This is a genomic window from Pseudoxanthomonas mexicana, from assembly GCF_046736355.1.
Classification (GTDB): Bacteria; Pseudomonadota; Gammaproteobacteria; order Xanthomonadales; family Xanthomonadaceae; genus Pseudoxanthomonas_A; species Pseudoxanthomonas_A mexicana_B.
This window is the reverse complement of record NZ_CP157201.1, coordinates 1,932,271-1,954,693: the sequence shown is the minus strand read 5'-3', so window position 1 is coordinate 1,954,693 and position 22,423 is coordinate 1,932,271. Positions and strand designations below refer to the sequence as shown.

Sequence of the window (22,423 nt, the reverse complement as noted above, 5' to 3'; positions counted from 1 at the left end):
AAAAGGAAAGGCCCGCGACGCGGACGCCACGGGCCGATTCTAGAGCGTGTCATGCACCGAAGCACTTTCCCACGCGCCGGGCCGCTGGACGGGCGGCGGCAATCGCCGCCACCCGTGTCCGCCGTTGCCGGAAAGCCGGTTACTGCACCTGGATGCGGCGCGGCGTGGTTTCCGGCTTCTTCGGGATGTCGATGCGCAGCACGCCGTGGCCGCCGGTGGCGGTGATGCCTTCCGGGTTGGCGCTGTCAGGCAGCGCGAAGCGGCGGTAGAACACGCCGTGGGCGCGCTCGACGCGCGAGTAGCGGCCCTGCTGCTCGGTCTTCTCCGCATGGCGCTCGCCGCGCAGGGTGAGGATGCCCTTGTCCATGTGGATCTCGATGTCCTTGGGGTCCACGCCGGGGATGTCGGCCAGGATCACGAAGGCGCTGGCGTCCTCGCGGATGTCCACGCGTGGCACCCACTGGCTGGTCACGACGTTGGACTGGTCGCCCTCGGCCTCGCCGAGGAAGCGGTCGAAGACCTGGCGGATCTCGTCCTGCAGGCCACGCGTATGGGTCCACGGGTTGTATTGCGCGATGTTCATGGCTTGTCTCCTGTCTGCGAACGGGCGCCCTGCCACAGCGGCGCCGATGCCGATCAGGTAGGTCGGGATGCGGATATTTCAAGGCCGTCACCCCCCGGGCGAATACCGCCGGTAAACTCCGTTCAGTCACCCCCATCCGAGGCTCCCCCATGACCATCGAAGTCGGCCAGCGCATCCCCGAAGTCATCCTCAAGCGCATCCGCGAAGGCGTCGAGACCCTCGACACCACCACCCTGTTCAAGGGCCGCAAGGTGGTGCTGTTCGCCGTGCCGGGCGCGTTCACCCCGACCTGTTCGGAGAAGCACCTGCCCAGCTACGTGCAGCACTTCGAACAGTTCCGCAACCGCGGCATCGAGGTGTTCTGCGTGTCGGTCAACGACCCGTTCGTGATGCAGGCCTGGGGCAGGACCCAGGACGTGCCCGACGGCCTGCAGATGCTCGCCGACGGCAACGGCGACCTGGTCCGGGCGCTGGGCCTGGAGATGGACGCCAGCGGCTACGGCATGGGCATGCGCGCGCGCCGCTTCGCCCTATACGTCGAGGACGGCGTGGTCCGCAACGTGTTCCTGGAAGCGCCGGGCGAGTACAAGGTGTCCTCGGCCGAGCACGTGCTGGCCAACATCGGCTGAAACCGCTGGCGGCGGCGCGGTCTGCGCCGCCGCCAGCGCGCGCTACTCCACCACGGTGAAGCGCACCCGCGTCCACGCACCGCTGTCGGCCAGCGCGGTGAGCTGGTGGATACCTGGCTCGCGGAACTCGTGCGACAGCACCTGCGCCCCTTGCGTCTGCGCCAGCCAGCGACCATCCAGCAGCCATTGCACGCGCGCCTCGCTGCCCAGCGCGCGCAGTTGCAGGCGGATGCCCTTGTCGCCGCCCGGCGCGCGCGCCAGCATGGCGCCGTCGTCGAGGCCGTCGATGCGCAGTTCCTCGACCGCGTCGCGGCCGTCGGGCGCGCAGTCCGGCGACAGCGGCGGCAATCGCGAGGCGCGCCGCGCCGCCGCCGGCAGCCAGGGCGAGGCCAGCGCCGGCCAGCGGGCGATCTCGACCTCGCGCGCCTCGTGCGGCAGCGCGCACTCGGCCGACAGCCGCAGGCCGCTGCGCGCATCCACGCGCAGACGCTCGCGGCCGGCGTGCCACAGGCGCGCGTCGCGCTCGGCGAAGGTCGGCGGCACCGCGCCGTCCAGCGTCCACGCCTTCATCCTGCGCTGGCACAGCTGCGGCGCCTGCGGCTCCGGCGGCAGGCCCAGCGGCCAGCAGATCTCGGCCTCGGCCACGCCCGGGGGCGGCGGCACCGCGGCCGCGTCGGTGCTGCCGCGCGGCAGGCTGTCGATGACCTCGAACATCAGCGGCAGCGCCGTGATCGCGCCGTACTGGCCGGGCAGCGGCGTGCCGTCCGGCCGCCCCACCCACACCCCGACCGTATGGCGGCTCGTGCCGCCCAGCGCCCAGGCATCGCGGAAGCCGTAGCTGGTGCCGGTCTTCCACGCCACCGGCGGCCGCGCGGCGGTGTCGAAGGCGCCGCTGCCGTAGCCCGGCCGAGGGTGCGATTGCAGGATCTCGCGCACGATCCACGCCGCGCCCGGCGACATCAGCCGGCGCTCGTCCAGCGCATCGTCCGGCGTGTAGCGCACGCGCGCCGACAATCCCTGGCGGTTGAACGCAGCGAACGCGCCGACCAGATCCTCCAGTCGCGCGCCGGTGCCGCCGAGGATCAGCGACAGGTTGGGCTGCGCGCCGCGCGGGTAGCGCAGGTTCACCCCGCTGTTGGCCAGCCGTGCGGAAAAACGCGCCGGCCCGACCCGGTCCAGCAGATCCACCGCCGGCACGTTCAGCGACAGCCGCAGCGCCTGCGCCGCGCCGATCGGGCCATTGAAGGCGGTATCGAAATTGCCCGGCCGGTAGCCGCCGAACGATTGCGGCGCATCGATGAACAGGCTCTCCGAATGGATCAGCCCGTCGTCCAGCGCCAGCGCGTACAGGAACGGCTTGAGCGTCGAACCGGGCGAGCGCCAGGCCTGCACCATGTCCACGTGGCCCAGCCGCGCCTTGTCGCCGAAGCTCACCGAGCCGACGTAGGCGCGCGCCTCCATGCTGGCGTTGTCCACCACCAGCAGGGCGGCCGAGGTGCGCTCGGGTAACTGCGAGAAATACGCGGCCACCCGTTCCTCCAGCGTGCGCTGCAAGTCGGCGTCCAGGGTCGATTCGATGCGATCCCGACGTGGCTGCGCGCGGCGCAGCCGCTCGGCCAGCAGCGCGGCGCTCAGCGGCGGCTGCAGCGAGCGCGCCACCACCGGTTCGATGCGTGCATCGTCCACCTGCTCCTGCGTCCATACGCGCAGGCGCGCCATGCGGTCCAGCACCTTGTCGCGCGCGGCCTGCGCCGCCTCGGGATGGCGATCCGGGCGCAGCCGGCTGGGCGCTTGCGGCAGCACCGCCAGCAGCGCGGCCTCGGCGTGCGACAACCGCGCGGCCGGCTTGCCCAGGTAGGCCCAGCTCGCCGCCTCGACGCCCTCGATGGTGCCGCCGAACGGCGCGCGTTGCAGGTACAGCGACAGGATCTCGCGCTTGGACAGGCGCGCCTCCAGTTGCAAGGCGCGCAGCATCTGCCGGGCCTTGCCCCACGGCGTCCGCGAATGCGGCTCCAGTAGCCGCGCCACCTGCATCGTCAGGGTCGAGCCGCCGGAGACGATGCGGCCGCCGCGCGCCCATTGCCCGGCCGCGCGCAGCAGCGCCCACGGGTTGATGCCGGGGTGGCGCCAGAACCAGCGGTCCTCGTAGTTCAGCAGCGCCTGCAGGTACAGCGGCGAGACCTCGTCCAGGCCGACCGGATGCCGCCAGACGCCCTCGGCGTCGGCGAAGGCGCGCAGCGGCGCACCGTCGCGCGCGACCACCAGCGTGCTGGTGTCGCGCGCCCGCGGCAGCGGCGGCGGGAAGGCCAGGTCGAGCAGGAGCAGGCTTGTGAGCAGTCCCGCGGTGAGGAGCAGGAGTGAGCGGAGAGGAGTGAGGAGTGAGCGAAAGCGGGATTTACCCGCCCGCCCGGCTTTTCGCTCTACCTCACTCCTCACTCCTCTCCGCTCACTCCTCGCTCCCCGCCTCAAGGCTGAACGACCGTAATAGCCGCCGGCGTGGAGCGGCCGATGCCGCGGATCTCCGGACGGTACATGTCCTCGACCATCGGCGGCGGCACCGCGTAGGTGCCGGGGGTGACCGCGCGGACCAGGTAGAACAGCTTGGCGCTGCCGCCGCGCCCCAGCCTGAGCGCGGCCACGTAGCGGTCGTCGCGGAACTCCTCGTGCTGCACGTCGGCGGCGTTGCCGCGATCGCTGACCGCGATGCCGTCGACCACCACCTCGGCCCACTGCCGGCTGTCGCCGAGGTTGAAGTTCTCGATCTCCAGCCCGGCCGGCAGCAGGTCGGTGAACAGCGCATCGTTCATCGCGACCTGCGAGCTGACCGACACCCGCACGATCAGCGCCTCGCCCTCCTTCAGCGGGCCGGGCTTCCACGGCTTGCCGTCGGTGGTGTAGTAGGTCCGCTCGATGCCGATGACGCGCTCGTCCGGCGCCGGCGCGCTGCGCGGCACGCCGGCCACCTCCAGGCTGGCGAACATCGGCGGCTCGCCCTCGGGGACGAAGCGCACGCCGCGGGCCAGCGTGGCGTAGTCGAAGGTGCGGCCGAACATCCGCGTCGGCGCGATCGCCTCGCTGTCGCCGCCGACCCGCCACTGGCCGGACACCAGCTTCTTCTGGTCGGCCATCAGCGCCTTGCCCAGCCGCGCCAGCGCCACCTGCTCCTGCGTGCTCAGCCACAGCCACCCGCGGTTGCGGCGCGCGTCCAGCTCGCGCCCCAGCCCGACCGCGCGCCCGTCGTACTCCGGCCTGGACAGCTTGTGCGCATGCACCAGCGCGATCATCAGCGCATCGTCGCGAAGCCGCGTGCCGTAGTCGCCGAGGTAGTCCGGGCGATCGCCGCTCTTGCCGAAGCCTTCGGCGATCGCCTTCTCGCCGCGAGTCTTGTCGCCCTGCAACGACAGCGCCAGGCCCAGGTGCACCAGCGGCAGGCCGGTCATCGACTTGCCGCGATCGTTGTCGTACAGCGCGCGCAGCGTACCCAGCGGCGCGCGGTTGACCCGCGCCAGCGCATAGCCGGCCTGTGCCTGGTAGGCCAGGCGCAGGTGATCGCGGTGGCTGTAGCCGTAGAACTGCGCGCCGCCGGCCAGCAGGTCCTCGCTGAGCCGGGTCAGCGCCTTCTGCAGCACCGTCTCCGGCACGGCGAAGCCGGCCTGGCGCGCGTCGAGCAGGAACTCGACGATGTACGGCGTCAGCCCCGGATTGACGTAGCTGTCGTCGCCCCACATCGAGAAGTGGCCGTTGGCCACCTGCATCGACGCCAGCCGGCCGAACGCGCCCTCCATCCGCTCGCGCCGCTTGGCCGCGTCCAGGCCGCGGGCGCCGAGCATCCGCCCGGTGTCCTCGTCCAGGATCAGCGCGGCATAGCCCTTGCTGGTGGTCTGCTCGGCGCAGCCGTAGGGATAGTCCAGCGCGCCTTGCAGCGCGCTGGCGAACGGGATCGGCGGCAGCGCGCTGACCGTCATCCGCACGTTGACCGAATCGCTCATCAGTCCTTCGGCGAAGCCGGCGTCCAGCGCCACCGGCGCCAGCGGATCCAGCACCTGGGTGCGCGCGCGCAGCACCGACGGCCAGGCCGCGCGCACCGGCAGGTCGTAGCGACGATCGACGCCGAAGCCGCCGCCGTCCACCCGCACGCGCACCTGCGCGGTGGTGTGGCCCTCGCCGGCCACGATCGGGAAGCTCAGCGTCTGCTTGGCGTCGGCCGCGAGCTTGATCGCGCGCGCGCCCTCGGCCACCGAGATCGGGCCTTCGCCTTCCACCCGCACGCGGAAGTCGGCCGGCTTGCCGGTGAAGTTCTGCACGTCCAGCGTGACCATGCTGCGATCGGTCGGCGCCAGCACGCGCGGCAGGCTGGCCTCGGCCACGACCGGCGCGCGCACCAGCGCCTCGCGATCGCGGCTGCCGTAGCGCTCGTCCGAATACACCAGCGCCGAGACCCGCAGCGTGCCGTTGAAGTCCGGCACCTTGAGCCGCACGCGCGCGTTGCCCTTGGCGTCCAGCCTGACCGGACCGGCGTACAGGTCGACCGTCTGCACGCGCGCGGTCGGCCGGCGCGCCTGCGGCAGCGCTTCCAGCGCCATGTCGCCGCCGAAGCGGATGCGCGCGCTGCCGCCCTCGAAGCTCTCGATCACCCGGCCGTACAGATCGTAGGCGTCCACGCCGAAGCGGCGCTGGGCGAAGAAGTGCGCGTTGGCGTCCGGCACCGGGAAGCGGGTGATGTTGAGGATGCCCACGTCCACCGCCGACACGGTGACGTGCGCGACCTGCCCGGCCAGTTCCGGCACGCTGACGGTGACCGGCAGTTCCTGCTCGGGACGCATCTGCGCCGGCACCGACAGGCCGACCGCGACCTTGCGCGCCTTGCGATCCATCGGCACGTGCGCCACGCCGACCGCGCGCGCCGGGGTGATCTTGCTCGGCGCCGAACCGCCGCGGAACACCAGCGCGGTCACGTAGACGTCGTGGCGCTCCCAGTCCTCGGTGACCGGGATGGTGAACTTCGCGCCCGGCTTGGCGTCGATGGCCTGCACGTAGAGCATGCGATCGCTCTCGACCATCAGCAGGCCCTTGCCCGGATGCGGCGGCGTCACCGTCACCTGCAAGGTGTCGCCGGCCTTGTAGGCGGTCTTGTCCAGCGCCAGCTTGACCTTGTCCGGACGCGCGTCGAGGCCGCGGTTCTCGTCGTTCCAGCTCCAGCCCGCGTGGAACTTGTGGCGCGCGGTCAGGCCGGTGGACGGGTCGAACACGTCCAGCCGGTACTCGCCCCACTGCACCGGGAAGTGCAGCTTGGACGCGCTGGCGCCGAGATCCAGCGTGCGCGTCTCGACGTTCTCGTAGCGGCGGGTGAAGTCGTAGTTCCAGCCGCCCTCGCCGTTCTGGTTCCAGTGGTAGTCGCGGTGCTCGCGCACCAGCGTGACCTTGACGCCCTTGGCCGGCTGCGGCTTGCCCTGCGCGTCCACGCGCAGCAGTTCGAAGCCGGCGTCGGCGTTGGCGTCGGTGCCTTCCTCGTCGTCGAACAGCGGGCGCACGCCGACCAGCGCGTCGGCCGGCCACAGCACGCGCTTGAGCGTGCGGTTGACGGTGCGGCCGCCGGTCTCGTACAGGCTGCCGGAGACGATCGCGGCGATCGGGCTGGTCGGCTTGGCTTCGTCCGGCAGCGCGACGTCCTGCGCCAGCCGGCCTTGCTCGTCCAGCGTGGCGTCGATGACGTCGCTGGCCTCCTTGGGCAGATCCAGCGTCGCGTCGCCGAAGAACCAGCCCGGCATGCCCTCGACCGGATGCCGCTCCACCATCACCGCCAGCTTGGCGGTGAAGCGATTGCCGGCGGCGGGCGCGCCGTACAGGTAGGCGCCGGCCGCTTTCAGCTTCAGCGGCTGGCCCGGCTTGAGCGCGCGCTGGGCGCTGTCCAGGTCCAGCTTCATCCGCTCCGGCAGGAACTCCTCGATGCGCAGGGTCATGCCCTGCACCGCTTCCCTGCTGGCCGGATCGGTGCGGAACTCGACCTGCCAGCGCCCGGTCGGCGCCTCGGCCGGGATGATCTGCTCGAAGCCGAAATAACCCTGCTCGCCCGGCTCCAGCCGAGTCTCGCGGAACACCTTGCCGTCCGGCTGCTTCAGCCGCAGGAACACCGGCTGCGCCTTGCCGTCGGCGCCCTTGACCGGCTTGCCGTCGGCGTCGCGCAGCAGCGCGGAGATGCGCACGGTCTCGCCCGGCCGGTACAGATCGCGGCCCGACCACGCGAACACGTCGAACCACGCCTGCTGGCGGCCGGCCACGGCGAACTCCGACAGGTCCAGCGCCGGCTGGTTGAACGGCAGCATCGACACGTCCTTGCCGCGCCGTGCGACCAGCACGTGGCCGGCGTCCAGCGTGTAGTTCAGCAGCGCGTTGCCGTTGCCGTCGGTCTTGCCGCTCAGGTGGGTCTCGCCCTTGGCGTCGAGCACGCGCAACTCGACGCCGCCGACCGCGGCGCCGTCGTGTAGCGAGGCGGTGTGCACGAACAGCTTGTCCTTGTAGGCGCGCGCGTGCAGGCCGAGATCGCTGACGGTGAAGAACGCGGTCTCGTATTCCCCGGAGAACCTGCCGGTGCGCTTCATCACCGCGAAGTACAGGCCCGGCTCCTGCAACTCGCGGATCTCCTGGATCGGTAGGTACGTCAGCAGCCGTTCGTTGGGCTTGCCGCCGAGCAGGAAGCGGTTGACGTAGACCGGTTCGGCCAGCTGGCCCAGCGGCGTGTTGTCGCCGTAGTCGCTGTCCAGGTCCCAGCTGCCGCGGCGGCCGCCGCGCTGGTATTCGGAGAAGAAGCGCGGCAGCGACTTCTCGGCCACGCGCAGGAACTCGACGTCGACCTCGTTGACGTTGATCGACACCACCGGCAGGCCGCGGCTCTCGCGCGCCGGCAGCACGCTGCCCTGCGAGGCGAAGCCGACCGCCGGCTCGATCTCGCCGGTGTGGATCTTCTCGACGACCTCACTGCCAAGGCGCCCGCCGGCCGCCGCCAGCAGGTCCGGCTTGATGCGCACCTGGTAGTCGCGGGCCGGATCGACCGACGGGAAGCGCAGGATGCGGCCATTGTCGTCCAGCACCCAGCTGCCGCTGACCGCCTCGCCCTTGTCGCCGCTCACCGCCAGCAACGCGTCGAAATCCTGCGAGGCGACCACCGGCTGGGTGAACTCCACCGCCAGCGCGAGCCCGCCCTGGTACTGGTCCGGATATGCGCTGGCCACGCCGAAGCCCTCGACGGCCTCGCGCTGCGCCGCGACCGGCTCGCCGCTGGCCTCGGGCAACTGGCCGGCCGGGTTGCGCTTGCACGCCGGCAGCGCCAGCGCCGCCAGCACCAGCACGGATACAAAAAAAGCGCGGCCCGGAAGGGAACGCGCATGCATGGAGTTCTGTCGTGCCGGGGCCATCGCTTTTCCCTGCGTGATGTACGCCGGGAGTATAGAACGTCGCCGCGGCTTCGGAAGGGAGGGAAATGGCGATCGGAGAGGTAAGCCGTGCCGGTGCAGAAATGAAGCATCCGGATTCCGGATGTCCCCTTCCCTTGCTTGCGGGGGAGGTGCAGAGAAGGCGGATGGGGCGTCGCAGGCGCGAAAAACGCCCTCATAAAACGCCCTCATCCGGCGCTGCGCGCCACCTTCTCCCGCAAGCGGGAGAAGGGAACTCGGGGAGCACTCCAAGGACGGGCCCATACCCCAGATATGCTCTGGCGTCATCCCCGCGAAGGCGGGGAATGATGGAAGGAAGCATTCGGGGATGTTCCAGGCAAGTTCCCTTTGCCGGGGCGACGGCAGCCACCGGCCCGTGGCCGATGGCTGCGCTTCCGCTATCCGCTGGCTCTACTCCACCGGCGGCGCGGCGGAATCCGAAGGAGCCTCCGGCGGCGGGGCGATCTCGCCCGTTTCTTCCTCGTCGTCCAGCGAGGCATCCAGGCGTTCGACCGCCTGCAGCGTCTCGCCTTCGCCCAGGCGCATCAGCGTCACGCCCTGGGTGTTGCGGCCGACCTGCGAGATCTCCGAGGCGCGCGTGCGCACCAGCGTGCCGCCGTCGGAAATCAGCAGCACCTCGTGGTGATCGGACAGCTGCACCGCGCCGACCAGCCGGCCGTTGCGCTCGGTGGTCTTCAGCGCGATCACGCCCTTGGTGCCTCGGCCCTTGCGCGGGTAGTCCACGGCCGGCGTGCGCTTGCCGTAACCGCGCTCGCTGGCGGTGAGGATGTCGCCGTCGCCGTCGATCATCACCAGGCTCACCACTTCCGAGCCGCCCTCGTTCTGCGCGCCCTCGCCCGCCTCGGCATCGCCGTCGGCGGCGGAAGCGTCGTCGGCCGCGTCATCGGCGTCGCCGGCGACCAGGCGCATGCCGCGCACGCCGGTGGCGGTGCGGCCCATCGGCCGTACCGACGCCTCGGAGAAGCGCACCGCGCGGCCGTTGGAGGCGAACAGCATGATGTCGCGCTCGCCGTCGGTCAGCGCCACGCCGACCAGCGCGTCGCCCTCGTCCAGGTTGATGGCGATCTTGCCGCGCGCCAGCTTGAACGCGAACTCGGTCAGCGGGGTCTTCTTGACCGTGCCGTTGCGGGTGGCGAAGAACACATAGCGGCCTTCGGCATACTCGCGCACCGGCAGCACCGCCTGCACGCGCTCGCCGGCTTCCAGCGGGATCCAGTTGATGATCGGGCGGCCGCGCGCGTTGGAGCCGGCCTCCGGCAACTGGTAGACCGGCAGCCAGAACACCTTGCCGCTGCTGGTAAAGGTCAGCAGCGTGTCGTGGGTGTTGACCAGCCACAGCTGGTCGATGAAATCCTCTTCCTTGGTCGCCGCCGCGCTGCGGCCGCGGCCGCCCCGCCGCTGCGCGCGGTAGGCGCTGGCCGGCTGGCGCTTGGCGTAGCCGGCGTGCGACAGCGTGACCACCACGTCCTCCGGCGCGATCAGGTCGAGGATGTCCAGATCCTCCTCGCTGTGGCGGATCTCGCTGCGGCGCGCGTCGCCGAACTCGGCCTTGACGTTGAGCAGCTCGTCGCGGATCACCTGCATCAGCACGTCCGGGTTCTCCAGGATGCGGATCAGGCCGGCGATGGTCTCCAGCAGCTGCTTGTATTCCTCGGTGAGCTTTTCCTGCTCCAGGCCGGTCAGGCGGTGCAGGCGCATCTCCAGGATCTGGGTGGCCTGCGCGTCGGTGAGCTGGTACACCTTGCCGTGGAGCGGGCCGTCGATGAAGCCAACACCCAGCGGCAGGTCCTCCGGCCGCGAGGACTCGGCGCCCGACGCGGCCAGCAGCGCGCCGACCAGGCCCGGCTCCCAGGTCTTGGCGAGCATCCGCTCCTTGGCTTCCTGCGGGTTGGCCGACGTCTTGATCAGCTCGATCATCTCGTCGATGTTGGCCAGCGCGACGGTCAGGCCCTCGAGGATGTGGGCGCGGTTGCGCGCCTTGCGCAGCTCGAAGATGGTCCGGCGGGTGACCACCTCGCGGCGGTGGCGCACGAACGCCTCCAGCATCTGCTTGAGGTTCAGCAGCTGCGGGCGGCCGTCGACCAGCGCGACCATGTTGATGCCGAACACCGACTCCATCGGCGTCTGCGAGTACAGGTTGTTGAGCACGACCTCGGCCGACTCGCCGCGCTTGATCTCGATGTAGATGCGCATGCCGTCCTTGTCGGACTCGTCGCGCAGTTCGCTGATGCCCTCGAGCTTCTTCTCTTTCACCAGCTCGGCGATCTTCTCGATCAGCCGCGCCTTGTTCACCTGGTACGGGATCTCGGTGACGATGATCGACTCGCGGCCGTTGTCGGCCACCTCGATGTCGGCCTTGGCGCGCATGCGCACGCGCCCGCGGCCGGTGCGGTAGCCAGCCACTATCCCGCTGGTGCCGTTGATGATGCCGGCGGTGGGGAAATCCGGGCCGGGGATGTACTGCATCAACCCGTCCACGTCGATCTGCGGATCCTCGATCAGCGCCAGCAGGCCGTCGACCACCTCGCCCAGGTTGTGCGGCGGGATGTTGGTCGCCATGCCGACCGCGATGCCGGCCGAGCCGTTGACCAGCAGGTTCGGGAACCGGGTCGGCATGACCGTCGGCTCCAGTTCCTTCTCGTCGTAGTTGGGCTGGAAGTCGACCGTTTCCTTGTCGATGTCGGCCATCAGCTCGTGGGTCAGGCGCGACATGCGCGCCTCGGTGTAGCGCATCGCCGCGGCGCTGTCGCCGTCGACCGAGCCGAAGTTGCCCTGCCCGTCCACCAGCAGGTAGCGCAGCGAGAACGGCTGCGCCATGCGCACCAGCGTGTCGTACACCGACTGGTCGCCGTGCGGGTGGTACTTGCCGATCACGTCGCCGACGATGCGCGCGGACTTGTAGTACGGCTTGTTGCTGTGCGCGCCCAGTTCGTTCATCGCGTACAACACGCGGCGGTGCACCGGCTTGAGGCCGTCCCGGACGTCCGGGAGCGCGCGTCCCACGATCACGCTCATCGCGTAGTCGAGGTAGCTCTTGCGCATCTCGTCTTCGAGGTTGACGGGGATGATTTCCTTGGCGGGTTCAGCCATTCGGGATCCGTATCTCAGGTGTTTTTCGGGCCGAAAACCGCTTGCCGACGCGGGGCCGGCAAGGCGTGTGCGGGCAGGGTTTCCGGCGGATTCTGCAACCGCCGGATTCTACCACAGGCGGCGGCGTCCCGCAGGCCCGGACAGGCCGGCGAAACAAGCACTTGGCGCGGTTTTCGGCGTCCCGGAGGGACCGGATTCAGGTGCCGAAGGCGGCGCGCATGCGGGCCGGGTCGGGATGCTCGATGACGCCCTTCTCGGTCACGATGGCGTCGATCAGATCGGCCGGGGTCACGTCGAACACCGGGTTCCACGCGGTGATGCCCTCGGCCACCGTGCGCACGCCGCCGATGCCGAACATCTCGGCCGACTCGCGCTCCTCGATCTCGATGGCGTGGCCGTCCGGCGTGGCCATGTCCACCGTCGAGGACGGCGCGACCACCATGAACCTGACGCCGTGGTGGCGCGCGGCGATCGCCAACTGGTAGGTGCCGATCTTGTTGGCGGTGTCGCCGTTGGCGCAGATGCGATCGGCGCCGACCACCACCCACTGCACCGCGCCGGACTTCATCAGGTGGGCGGCGGCCGAGTCGGCGATCAGGGTGGCGGCGATGTCGTCCTGCTGCAGTTCCCACACGGTCAGGCGCGCGCCCTGCAGCCACGGCCGCGTCTCGCCGGCGTAGACCTTGCCGATGCGGTCCTGCGCGACGCCGGCGCGGATCACGCCCAGCGCGGTGCCGAAGCCGGCGGTGGCCAGCGAGCCGGTGTTGCAATGGGTCAGCACGCCGCTGCCGGGCGCGATCAGCGCCGCGCCCAGCGAACCCATCCGCCGGTTGGCGGCCAGGTCCTCGCTGGCGATGGCCTCGGCCTCCTGGATCAACCGCGCGCGCCAGTCGGCGCCGGAAGACTTCAGCGTCACCCGCATGCGCAGCAGCGCCCAGGCCAGGTTGACCGCGGTCGGGCGCGCGGCATTGAGGTGCTGCATCGCCGGTTCCAGCTTCTCGGCCGCTTCCTCGCCGTCGCCCGCCTCGATCCCGCGCGCGGCCAGCACCACGCCCCAGGCCGCGGCGATGCCGATGGCCGGCGCGCCGCGCACCGTCAATGCGTGGATGGCGGCGGCGACCTCGTCGCTGCTGCGGCAGGTCGCGTACTCGACCACGAACGGCAGCTTGCGCTGGTCCAGCAGTTCCAGCGCCTCGCCGGTCCAGCGGATGGGGCGGATGCGGTCGTAGCGGGCGTAGTCGAAGCCCGGCGTGTCGGTGTCGTTCATGCGTCCATTGTAAAGCCAGCGGCGCGGGAGCCGTCGGGCGGCAGTTCAGGCGTGGGCGAAGTCGAAGGCCAGCACGTCGGCGATGCGCGAGGTGCCGAGCATGGCCATCAGCAGCCGATCCACGCCGAGCGCGACGCCCGCGCAATCGGGCAGGCCGTGCGCCAGCGCCGACAGCAGGAACTCGTCCAGCGGCGGGCTTTCCGCGCCACGGCCGGCGCGCACCTGCCCGTCGCGCAGGAAGCGCGTGCGCTGCTCGTCGGCATCGGCGAGCTCGTGGTAGCCGTTGGCCAGTTCCAGCGGGCCCAGATACAGCTCGAAGCGCTCGGCCACCATGACACCGTCGCTTTCGCGCAACCGCGCCAGCGCGCACTGCGAGCTGGGATAGTCGTGGATGGCCAGCAACTCGTCCGGCGGGAAGCAGGGCTGCAGGCGGTGGGTCATCAGCAGGTCCAGCCAGTCGTCGCGGCCGAGCCCTTCCGGATCGATGCGGACATCGCCCAGCGCGTTGCGCAGTTCCTCCTCGCTGGCCCGCATCGGATCCAGTTGCAGCCGCTGCCGGTAGAGGTCGCGGTAGGCCATGCGCTGCAACCGTACCTGTCGTCCCACCAGCGCCAGTGCCTGCTCCAGCAGCGCGGCGCATTCGTCGATCAGGCGCTGGTGATCCCAGCCGACGCGATACCACTCCAGCATCGTGAACTCGGGATTGTGGCGGCCACCGGCCTCGCCGTCGCGGAACACCCGTCCCAGCTCGTAGCAATCGCCGACGCCGGCGGCCAGCAGGCGCTTGAGCGGGAATTCCGGCGAGGTCCGCAGCCAGCGCCGCGCCGGACCGGCATCGACGTGGCCACCGAAACGCAGCGAGAACGAGGCGATGTTGGGATCGGTGTTGCCGGCGCGGGAGAGGATCGGGGTCTCCACTTCCAGCACGCCGCGAGCGGCGAAGAAGGCGCGGAAGACGGCGTTGAGGCGGGCGCGGAGGTGGAGGGTCTGGAGGGTGGCGGTGGGTTGCCAGGTGGACGCGCTTTCGTCTACCGGGAAAGTGGATGCGCGTGTTATCTGCAATACAGACGGCTGTGGGGTGTTCGGCTTCGTTTGCCCCCTCACCCCGGCCCTCTCCCCCGCAAGCGGGGGAGAGGGAGCTGAACGTCGAAGCTGGTCGGAATCGACTTGGCCTTGGCTCGATCTTGGGCTCCCTCTCCCCCGCTTGCGGGGGAGAGGGCCGGGGTGAGGGGGGCTCTTCTGCAACTCATGCCAGATCGCATCGATCACCGCATCGGTGCGCAAAAGCGCATCGTCATTCCAGAAACGAACCACACGCCATCCTGCCTCCTGTAACTGCCGCATACGCCGCTCATCCTCTTCGGCGCGTTCCAGATGCTGTCCTCCATCCAGTTCCACCACCAGCATCCTCTCCACGCAGGCGAAATCCAGGATGAAGCCCTCCGCGCGATGCTGGCGGCGGAACTTCACGCCCAGTTGGTGATTGCGCAGGCGCGACCAGATCCTGCCTTCGGCATCGGTCTGGTCGCTGCGCAGGCGTTTGCTGTGATCCATGATGGATTACCCCCTCACCCGAGCCCTCTCCCCCGCTCGCGGGGGAGAGGGAAGTCGGTGACGCGCATGCTCAGCTTGCATCGTGACCGGCCAGGAAATCGAGCAGCTTCTGCTCGTCCCAGATCTCGATGCCCAGTTCCTGCGCCTTGGCCAGCTTGGAGCCTGCCGCCTCGCCGGCGACGACGATGTGGGTCTTCTTCGACACGCTGCCGGAAATCTTCGCGCCCAAGGCCTCGAGCCTGGCGCCGGCCTCGTCGCGGCTCATCGATGCCAGGCCGCCGGTCAGCACCACCGTCCTGCCGTCCAGCGGGCCGGTCACCGCCTCTTCCAGCATCGGCGCATCGGCGAGGATGCGGGCGATGTCGCGCTCGCCGTCCAGCAGGAGCTTTGGATGCCCGGGCTGATCCAGCCATTCCCGCAGCGCCGCGGCGCAAGTCTCGGGCAATCCGGCGGCGACGAACCGTGCCGGCTCGGCATCGATGATCGCCTGCGCCGTCGGCAATGCGGCGACCAGCGCCTGCGCGCGCAGCGGGGTGACGGTCGGGATCTCGGCCTCGGCCAGCAGCGCCGCCAGGTCCAGCTCGGGCCGCAGCCTGGCCGATGGCGGATGGGCGTCACGGATGCGCACCTTGCCGATGGTCAGCAGGTCGTCGATGGCCTGCTGGTTGCCCGGCTGCTCGAAGAAATGCCCGAGCGATCGCGCGACCTCGCCGCCGATGTCCGGCACCCGCTTGAACAGCGGCCAGGGCAGGTGGCGGATCAGTTCGAGATCGCCGAACCACTGCGCCAGCGCCTTGGCCGTGCTCTCGCCGACGTGCTGGATGCCCAGCGCGAACAACAGCCGCTCCAGCGCGGCGTCGCGCGAGCGGTCGATCGCGTCGACCAGGTTCTCGGCCCACCTGGTGGCGATCTTCTTCGGGTTCCATTCGAAGTCGATGCGCTGCGCCAGCGCCTGCGCGCGCCAGTCGTCGCTGCCGCCGTCGAGCCTGACGATCGCGTTGAGCACCTCGCCGCTGCCCTCGGGGCGCAGGTGCGGCTTGACCGCGGCGGCCAGCGCTTCGGGCGACTCGGCGTCGAGCACCAGCTTCAGGTGCAGCAGTTGATCGCGGCCCAGCCGGTACAGGTCGGCGACGCCGCGCACGATGCCGGCATCGACCAGGGTCTCGACGTACTTGTCGCCCAGGCCCTCGATGTCCATCGCCCGGCGCGAGGCAAAGTGGCGGATGGTCTCCTTGCGCTGCGCGGGGCAGCTCAGCTCGCCCGAGCAGCGCCAGACCGCCTCGCCTTCCTCGCGGACGATTTCCGACCCGCACACCGGGCAGCACGCCGGCATCCGCCACGGTTCCGCGCCCTCGGGGCGGCGCTCGGCGATCACGCCGACCACTTCCGGGATCACGTCGCCGGCGCGGCGCACGATCACGCTGTCGCCGACGCGCACGTCCAGGCGCTCGATCTGGTCGGCGTTGTGCAAGGTGGCATTGGTCACCACCACGCCGGCCACGTGCACCGGCGCCAGCCGCGCCACCGGCGTGGCCGCGCCGGTGCGGCCGATCTGGATCTCGATGGCCTCCACCGTGGTGGCCTGCTCCTGCGCCGGGTACTTGTGCGCCAGCGCCCAGCGCGGCGCGCGCGAGACGAAGCCCATCTCGCGCTGGCCTTCGTAGTCGTCCAGCTTGTAGACCACGCCGTCAATGTCGAACGGCAGGCCGTCGCGGCGCTCGCCGATGCGGCGGTAGTAGTCGAGCAGCCCGTCGACGCCCTCGACCACCTCGCCCAGCGCGCTGACCGGGAAGCCCCACGCACGCAGTTGCCGCAGCGTGGCCGAATGCGAGCCCGGCAGTTCGCCGCCTTCCACCAGGCCGACGCCGTAGGCGAAGAACGCCAGCGGCCGCTGCGCGGTGATGCGCGGATCCAGCTGACGCAGCGAACCGGCCGCGCCGTTGCGCGGATTGGCCAGCACCTTGCCGCCGTGTAGGCGGGCATGTTCGTTGTACCGCTCGAAGTCGGCGCGGGGCATGTAGATTTCGCCACGGACTTCGAGGATTTCGGGAATGGAGAATGGGGAATGGGGAATGGGAGAAGCCGCATCCCCGCTTTCCACCATTCCCGACTCCCCATTCCCCATTCCCGCCGTTCCATCGCGCAAGCGCAATGGAACAGCCCTGACCGTCCGCAGGTTGGCGGTGACATCCTCGCCGGTGGCGCCGTCGCCGCGGGTGGCGCCCTGCACGAACACGCCGTGCTCGTAGCGCAGGCTGATCGCCAGGCCGTCCAGCTTGGGCTCGGCCGAGAACAGCAGGCGCGGCCGGTCCAGCTTATCGGCGATGCGGCGGACGAAGTCGCGCACTTCCTCGTCGCTGAAGGCGTTGCCCAGCGACAGCATCGGCAGGGCGTGGCGGACTTCGGCGAACTTCGCCGGCGGCGCGCTGCCGACGCGCTGCGTCGGCGAGTCGGGCGTGATCAGGTCGGGGTGCTCCGCCTCCAGTTCGTCCAGTTCGCGCAGCAGGCGGTCGTACTCGGCGTCCGGGATGTTGGGCTCGTCGAGGACGTGGTAGCGATAGTTCGCGTCGTCCAGTTGGCGGCGCAGGTCGGCGATGCGGGCGGCGGGTTCCATGTTGCGATTCTACCGATCGCCGCGATGCGGGCGGCATGGTCGCAGCGTGGATGGACGGCTCCGCATCGGATCCGCACCGTCCATCACGGCAGCCAGCGCCCACCTGCGCAGCGATCACCCCCGGCAGGCGATCATGCGGTCCATTGCGCGAAGTGCAGCAGGACGCCGGCGGGATCCCACGCGTAAGTCACCAGCGCGCCGTAGGGTTCCTGTTTCGGCGGGGCGACCCGCGCCCCGGGAAAACGGCCCGTGGCCAGCACCTCGGCGATCCGCGAATGGCAGGCGCGCGAATCCGCAACGGTGACGTGCAGCATTGCGTTCTCCGCCCACTCCCTGACGTAGTAGCGCTGGAGATAGAAGCGATGCCCGGCGTTGGCCAGGAGCGCGAGGTTCTCGTCAGACCACTCGGCCTTCCAGCCGAGCGCGAGGTAGAAATCCCGGGAAATCCCGAAATCCTTCGCGGGAACGAAAGGCCTGACATCGCCGATTTTCAAATCCATGAGCCAACGCCCTCCGATTGTCCGGGGAAAGCCGCAGAGTCGATGCGAACTTTTTACAGCGGCATGGCGCCTACCACCGCGGCGCCTTGGTCAGCGGCGGCGCCTCGTGCTGGCGGTCGTAGGCGCGCAGTTCCTCGCGGATGTGCATGATGCGCTGGCGGCCCAGGGTGTTGCGGCTGTCGTCCAGCACCACGCCGCCGAGCAGTTCGGCCATGCGCTCGACGTTGGGCAGCATCTTCTCCCAGGCTTCCAGCGCGGTCATAGGCGCCGGCAGGGTCAGGAAGAACGCGATGGCCGGGGTTTCCATCTCGCGGATGGTGGTCATGTCGAAGCTGCCCGGCTGCAGGATGTTGGCCATGCTGAACACCGGGCCGCGCTCGGGATGGCCTTCGATGAGCCGGTGGAACACGTTCATGTGGCCGTAGATCAGGCCGGTCTTCTCGGCCGCCACCACGATGTCCTCGCCGCGCAGCGACTGGCCGGCCTTGGCCGCCACGTACAGCGAGACGATCTTGTCGAAGTCCTGGCTGGGACGCTTGCCCAGATCGCTCTCCGCGCCGGCGACCGGGGTGCCGCCGGCCAACCCCAGTTCGGGCTGGCTGACCCGCTCCTCGCCGTAGTCGCGATCGGCTTCGTAGGCGGGCGGGTCGGCGGCCAGGCTGGGCTCGACGCGGGCGTTGTCGCGCTCGCTCGGCTCCAGCCGGCGGCCCTGCCCCGGCTTCTTGGGCCGGCCGAACACGAAGATCGCCACCAGCAGGATCAGGCCGGCAACCAGGATGCCGATGCGTAGCATTGCCATGTCGGACACTTGGGGATTCTCCGGCAGGGTTGTCGTTCGGGGCTCGTATCTTGTATCAGGCGGCGCCGGCCAGGCGCGCGGCTTCTTCCAGGTCCACCGACACCAGCCGGCTGACGCCGGGCTCGCGCATGGTAACGCCGCTGAGCTGGTGCGCGGCCTCCATCGTCGCCTTGTTGTGGCTGACGAACAGGAACTGCACCTTCTCGCTCATCTCCTTGACCATCGCGGTGAAGCGGCCGACGTTGGCCTCGTCGAGCGGCGCGTCGACCTCGTCGAGCAGGCAGAACGGCGCCGGATTGAGCTGGAAGATGGCGAACACCAGCGCCACCGCGGTCATCGCCTTCTCGCCGCCGGACAGCAGCGAGATGTTGGACACGCGCTTGCCCGGCGGGCGCGCCATGATCGCCACGCCGGTGTCGAGCAGGTCCTCGCCGGTCAGTTCCAGGTAGGCGTGGCCGCCGCCGAACAGGCGCGGGTACAGCTGCTGCACGCCGGCGTTGACGCGGTCGAAGGTGTCCTTGAAGCGGCCGCGGGTCTCGCGGTCGATCTTGCGGATGGCCTCTTCCAGCGTCTCCAGCGCGGTGGTCAGGTCGACGTTCTGCGCTTCCAGGTACTCGGCGCGCTGGCTGGCCTCGCCGTACTCGTGGATGGCGGCCAGGTTGACCGGCTCGAGCCGGCGCATGCGGCCGTCGATCTGCTGCACCGCCTGTTCCCACTCGGCCAGGTTGGCGACTTCGGGCAGCGTGTTGATCACGTCCTCCAGCACGAAGCCGGCGGCGACCACCGCTTCCGACAGCTGCTCGGCCTTCAGCGCCAGCGCCTGCTGGTCCAGCCGGCGCTGGGCGATGCGCTCGCGCTGGGCCAACGCCTGCTCGTCGCGCTGGTGGCGGGTCTGCTCGTACTGGCGCAGCTGGCTGTCGATGCCGTCGAGCACACTGCGCGCCTCGGCGAGCTGGCGGTCGGCGTTGACACGCTGTTCGAGGGCGGCCTGGCGCTGGGCTTCCAGTTCCTGCACCGGCGAGTCGCCCTCGTTGAGCTGCTGGGCCAGTTCGCCCAGCCGCGAGTCGAGCTGGCCGCGCTGGCTGCCCATGCGCTCCAGCGCTTGGCTCAGCCCGACGATCTGCGCGCGCTGCGATTCCAGCGTCAGCGCCAGCGCGTGCGCGGCGTCGCGCGAGGCGCGGGCGGCGTCGCGGGCCAGGTCGCGCGCTTCGACCAGTTGCCGGCGCTCGGCTTCCAGCGCGTGGCGGGCGCTCTCCAGGTCGCCCATGCGGGTGACCGCGTCCTCCAGCTTCGCGCGCGCCTCGCGCGCCTGCTCGCGGCTGGCGTCCAGCGTCTCGATCAGCTGCGCCAGCTCGCCGTCGATGCGCTCGATGCGGGTGCGGGTGGATTCGACGCGCCCCTGCTGGCTCTGCAACTGGCCGGCCAGCTCGGACACGCTGCGGTGCGCCATGTACAGCGCGCGCTGCGCGTCCTCGCGGTGCTGCTCGGCGGCCAGCAGCTGATCGCGCAGGCTGGCCAGGCGGTGCTCGAGCTCGGCCTCGCGCTGTTGCAGCGTTTCGATCTCCGCGCGCAGCGCTTGGATCTCGCGTTCGCGCAGCAGCGCGCCCTGCTTGGCCGCGCCCTGCCGCGAGACGCGCACCCAGCCTTCGCCCAGGCGTTCGCCGCCGCGGGTGATGACCGAGTCGCCTTCCGGCAGCTGCGGTTGCAGGCGGCGCGCCTCGGCCAGGTCCTCGGCCGCGTGCAGGCGCGCCAGCAGGCGGCGGATCGCGGCCGGGCCCTGCACCTTGGCCGCCAGCGAAGTGGCCGGGAAGGATTGCTCGCGGCTGTCGGCGTCGACCAGCGCGATGCGGCCCTCGCCCAGTTCGCCCAGCGCGTCGACCAGGGTCTCGGGCGCATCGACCAGCACGCCCTCGATGAGCTGGCCCAGCGCGCCTTCGACCGCGTTCTCCCAGCCGGATTCGACGCTGAGCCGCTCGCCCACGCGCGCGGCGCTGTCCAGCCCGCGCGCCTTCAGCCAGTTGACCGCCGCGCCCTGCTCCTGACCCAGCGCGGCGTGCTGCAGCGTTTCCAGCGAGGACAGCCGGCCGCGCGCTTCCTGCGCGCGCTTGCGCAGCTCCGACAGTTCGGCCTGGGTGCTGCGCTGCTGTTCCTGCACCGCCGTGGCGGCCTGCTTGCGCGATTCGACCTGCTCGCTGAGCGTGTCGATGGATTCCTTCTGGGTGTCGTGCTGGATGCGCAGCTGCTCGAAGGCGTCGGCCAGCGCGTCCAGGTCCAGCCCGGCGCGTTCGCCGGCCAGCGCCTCGCGGCGGCGCTCGGCCTCGAATGACTGCCGATCCAGATAATCGACGCGGGTACGCTCGACCTCGCCGGCGCGCGCGGCTTCCGACGCCTCGCGGCTGTGCGTCTCCCAGCGCTGCTGCCAGTCGCCGAGCCTGCCTTCGGCATCGCGCAGCGCGTCCTGCTTGAACAGGTCTTCCTCCTGCATTTCCTGCAGGCGCGGCTCGGCCTCGGCCACGCTCTCGCGCAGCACGTTCAGGCGGGTCTGGTCGCCGCTGATGTGCTGGCCCAGCTCGGCCAGCGCGTGCTGCGCCTCCTCGTGCGCCTTGTGCAGGCGCGCGGACAGCTCGCGCTGGTGCTGCATCTGCTGCTCGATGCGCGCCAGCGCGCTGCCGACCTGGTAGACCTCGGCCTGGGCGCGGCTCAGCGCGTCGGCCGCTTCCTCGCGGCGGACGCGGTCGGTCTCGATGTGCGCCTCGGCCTCGCGCTGCTCGGCGATCAACTGCTGCAGGCGGGTCTCTTCCTGCGACAGCCCCTCGCGCAGCGCGCCCAGCTGGCCGTCCAGGCCGCGGTATTCCAGCGCCTTCCATTCGGCGTCCTTGATCCGGCGCTCTTCCTGCAGGGCCTGGTACTGCTCGGCCTGGCGCGCCTGGCGCTTGAGGTGCTCGAGCTGCTTGCCGATCTCCTCGCGCAGGTCGCCCAGGCGGTCCAGGTTCTCGCGGGTGTGGCGGATGCGGGTCTCGGTCTCCTTGCGGCGCTCTTTGTACTTGGAGATGCCCGCGGCCTCCTCCAGGTAGATGCGCAGGTCCTCCGGGCGCGCCTCGATGATCTGGCTGATCATGCCCTGCTCGATGATCGAGTAGCTGCGCGGGCCCAGGCCGGTGCCGAGGAACAGATCGGTGATGTCGCGGCGGCGGCACTTGGTGCCGTTGAGGTAGTAGCTGCTCTGGCCGTCGCGGCTGACCTGGCGCTTGACCGAGATCTCGTTGAAGGCGGCGAACTCGCCGGAGATGGCGTGGTCGCTGTTGTCGAAGATCAGCTCGACGGTGGCCTGCGAGACCGGCTTGCGCGCGGCGCTGCCGGAGAAGATCACGTCGGTCAGTGAGTCGCCGCGCAGGCGGCTGGCCGAACTCTCGCCCATCACCCAGCGCACCGCGTCGATGATGTTGGACTTGCCGCAGCCGTTCGGGCCGACCACGCCGGTCATGTTGGTCGGCAGGTGCAGCGTGGTCGGATCGACGAAGGACTTGAAGCCGGACAGCTTGATGGTCGAAAGGCGCATGCGGCGTGGGTTTCCGGGCGGCGCGGCCGTGGTGGCCAAGCGTCGCTTGCTTTGGTTCAGGATTAAATGTCGATGGCAACCCATTGATTCCAATGGAGTAGCCCGGCGCCAAACGCACGCCGACCGATGAGTATAGCGGCAGGGCGGGATTGCATGGAGCGCTTGCGTGTCGCCTTCCGCCCCGCCGTCGCCGCGAGGCGGGCCACCGGCGCGCATCCCGGGAGGCACGCTGGGGCCGTGCCGTCCTGCAGGCCTTCGGCCCGGCGGCAACGCGCCCGCCGGAAGGCCGGTTGGCGGCCCTCGCAACCGGAATCGCCATGCGCCGGCGGATGGCCTTCACGCACCGCGCATGCCTGTTAGGATGCAGCGGTTTGCTC

General features: G+C 70.3%; 11 protein-coding genes and 1 pseudogene. 1 reads left to right on the top strand and 11 read right to left on the bottom strand.

Annotated features, from left to right (window positions below):
- Positions 1 to 139: 139 nt before the first annotated feature.
- Positions 140 to 583 carry an Hsp20/alpha crystallin family protein gene (locus tag AAG688_RS08950; protein ID WP_411831909.1) on the bottom strand — a complete coding sequence of 148 codons (444 nt, stop codon included), beginning with the start codon at positions 581 to 583 and terminating at the stop codon, positions 140 to 142.
- 149 nt (positions 584 to 732) lie between these two features.
- Between AAG688_RS08950 and AAG688_RS08945 the strand changes: the two genes are divergently transcribed.
- Positions 733 to 1,212 carry a peroxiredoxin gene (locus AAG688_RS08945; RefSeq protein WP_411831908.1) on the top strand — a complete coding sequence of 160 codons (480 nt, stop codon included), beginning with the start codon at positions 733 to 735 and terminating at the stop codon, positions 1,210 to 1,212.
- Positions 1,213 to 1,254: 42 nt separating this feature from the next.
- Here AAG688_RS08945 and pbpC read toward each other — a convergent pair whose 3' ends face one another.
- The 10 genes and pseudogenes from pbpC to smc form a co-directional block, all read right to left on the bottom strand.
- Positions 1,255 to 3,567 carry a penicillin-binding protein 1C gene (gene pbpC / locus AAG688_RS08940; RefSeq protein WP_411834967.1) on the bottom strand — a complete coding sequence of 771 codons (2,313 nt, stop codon included), beginning with the start codon at positions 3,565 to 3,567 and terminating at the stop codon, positions 1,255 to 1,257.
- A 110-nt stretch (positions 3,568 to 3,677) separates the two neighbouring features.
- Positions 3,678 to 8,600, bottom strand: a complete 4,923-nt coding sequence (locus tag AAG688_RS08935; protein ID WP_411831907.1) for an alpha-2-macroglobulin family protein — start codon at positions 8,598 to 8,600, stop codon at positions 3,678 to 3,680.
- Positions 8,601 to 9,053: 453 nt separating this feature from the next.
- Entirely contained in the window at positions 9,054 to 11,753 is a 2,700-nt protein-coding gene (gene gyrA, locus AAG688_RS08930; protein WP_411831906.1) for a DNA gyrase subunit A, read from the bottom strand.
- A gap of 196 nt (positions 11,754 to 11,949) precedes the next feature.
- On the bottom strand, positions 11,950 to 13,020 hold the full coding sequence (gene mtnA, locus AAG688_RS08925; RefSeq protein WP_411831905.1) for an S-methyl-5-thioribose-1-phosphate isomerase: 1,071 nt from the start codon (positions 13,018 to 13,020) through the stop codon (positions 11,950 to 11,952).
- Positions 13,021 to 13,065: 45 nt separating this feature from the next.
- Positions 13,066 to 14,082: an EF-P lysine aminoacylase EpmA gene (epmA, locus tag AAG688_RS08920; protein WP_411834966.1), complete on the bottom strand. Its 1,017-nt coding sequence runs from the start codon at positions 14,080 to 14,082 to the stop codon at positions 13,066 to 13,068.
- A 237-nt stretch (positions 14,083 to 14,319) separates the two neighbouring features.
- A pseudogene (locus AAG688_RS08915) lies at positions 14,320 to 14,574 on the bottom strand (endonuclease domain-containing protein); the annotation flags it as partial.
- 70 nt (positions 14,575 to 14,644) lie between these two features.
- Positions 14,645 to 17,188 carry an NAD-dependent DNA ligase LigA gene (ligA, locus tag AAG688_RS08910; protein WP_411831904.1) on the bottom strand — a complete coding sequence of 848 codons (2,544 nt, stop codon included), beginning with the start codon at positions 17,186 to 17,188 and terminating at the stop codon, positions 14,645 to 14,647.
- Between the two features lie 131 nt (positions 17,189 to 17,319).
- On the bottom strand, positions 17,320 to 17,688 hold the full coding sequence (locus tag AAG688_RS08905; RefSeq protein ID WP_411831903.1) for a glyoxalase: 369 nt from the start codon (positions 17,686 to 17,688) through the stop codon (positions 17,320 to 17,322).
- Between the two features lie 70 nt (positions 17,689 to 17,758).
- Positions 17,759 to 18,496 (bottom strand): cell division protein ZipA, encoded by a 738-nt coding sequence (zipA, locus tag AAG688_RS08900; protein WP_411831902.1) that lies wholly within the window; start codon positions 18,494 to 18,496, stop codon positions 17,759 to 17,761.
- A 46-nt stretch (positions 18,497 to 18,542) separates the two neighbouring features.
- A complete protein-coding gene (smc, locus tag AAG688_RS08895) occupies positions 18,543 to 22,046 on the bottom strand; it encodes a chromosome segregation protein SMC (RefSeq protein WP_411831901.1) in 3,504 nt (1,167 codons plus the stop codon).
- Between the last annotated feature and the right edge of the window lie 377 nt (positions 22,047 to 22,423).